Origin of the sequence: Paracraurococcus ruber, assembly GCF_004353985.1 — a bacterium.
In the GTDB taxonomy this organism is placed as follows: domain Bacteria; phylum Pseudomonadota; class Alphaproteobacteria; order Acetobacterales; family Acetobacteraceae; genus Paracraurococcus; species Paracraurococcus ruber.
This window is the reverse complement of the sequence record NZ_SMOA01000580.1, coordinates 1-1,270: the sequence shown is the minus strand read 5'-3', so window position 1 is coordinate 1,270 and position 1,270 is coordinate 1. Positions and strand designations below refer to the sequence as shown.

The following is a 1,270-nucleotide window of genomic DNA, read 5'->3' as shown; positions in this document are numbered from 1 at the left end:
GTGAGGTGGTCCCCGGATCTCGGACAGGCGGGTAAGCTCGGTTCGCCTGTGAGAAGGACGGCCCTGGATGACGGGCAAGCGGACGCGGTACTCGGCGGACTTCAAGGCGAAGGTAGCGTTGGAGGCGCTGCGAGGTGAGCTGACGACGGCGCAGCTGGCGGCCAAGCATGGCATTCACCAGACGATGGTGGGTGAGTGGAAGCGGCAGGCCATGGAGGGGCTGGCGTCGGTGTTCTCCGGCAAAGCGGCGACGCCGGAGTGCGCGAAGGTGGCCGAGGCGGAGGTCGAGAAGCTGCACGCCAAGATCGGACAGCTCGTGGTGGAGCGGGATTTTTTGGCGAAAGCGTCCGGTCGATGAGCCTGGAGCGGCGGCGCCAGATGATCGAGCCGGACCACCCGCAGTTGTCGGTGGTGCGGCAGTGCGAGCTGGTCTCGATCAGCCGCTCGGGGTTCTATCGCCGGCCTGCGGGCGAGACGGCGCTGAACCTCGAGCTGATGCGGCTGATCGACGCTCAGTTCCTCGAGACACCCTGGTATGGCTCGCGGCAGATGGCGCGGCACCTGCAGCGCGAAGGCTACACGGTCGGCCGCAAGCGGATCCGGCGGCTGATGGCGAAGATGGGCCTGGCGCCGATCTACCAGCGGCCGCGGACGACGGTGCCGAACCCCGAGCACCGGGTCTTTCCCTACCTGCTGCGGGATATGGCGATCGACCGCCCCAACCAGGTCTGGTGCGTCGACATCACCTACCTGCCGATGCGTCGCGGCTTCCTCTATCTGGTCGCGGTGATGGACTGGGCAACGCGCAAGGTTCTGGCCTGGCGGGTGTCGAATACCATGGAGGTGGAGTTCTGCCTGGAGGTGCTGGAAGAGGCCCTGGCGCGGTTTGGGCGGCCCGAGATCTTCAATACCGACCAGGGCAGCCAGTTCACCTCGCAGCGGTTCACCGGCCTGCTGCAGCAGGCCGGTGTGCGCATCTCCATGGACGGCCGCGGCCGCTGGATGGACAACGTGTTCATCGAACGGCTGTGGCGCAGCCTGAAGTACGAGTGCGTGTACCTGCATGCCTTCGAGACGGGATCCGAGCTGCGGACCGGGCTGTCGAAATGGATCGGCTACTACAATGCCAGGCGCCCACATTCCGGCCTGGACGGCAGGACCCCTGACGAGGCGTATGGGACGAATTCGGTGACGAGATTGGCGGCCTGACGGAAACCAGAGCCGAGCTTATCCAGGCCGCCAAGCTGTCCGACCAATGGGGACCACCTCA

At 66.0% G+C, this 1,270-nt stretch carries 1 protein-coding gene; it reads left to right on the top strand.

Annotated elements, in window-relative coordinates; translation table 11 throughout:
* Positions 1–67: 67 nt before the first annotated feature.
* Positions 68–1,209, top strand: a protein-coding gene (locus E2C05_RS31880; RefSeq protein WP_133223608.1) for an IS3 family transposase whose coding sequence is annotated in 2 segments (ribosomal slippage) — positions 68–344 and positions 344–1,209 — 1,143 coding nt in all. Because the reading frame shifts where the segments join, the coding sequence is not laid out codon by codon here.
* Positions 1,210–1,270 lie beyond the last annotated feature (61 nt).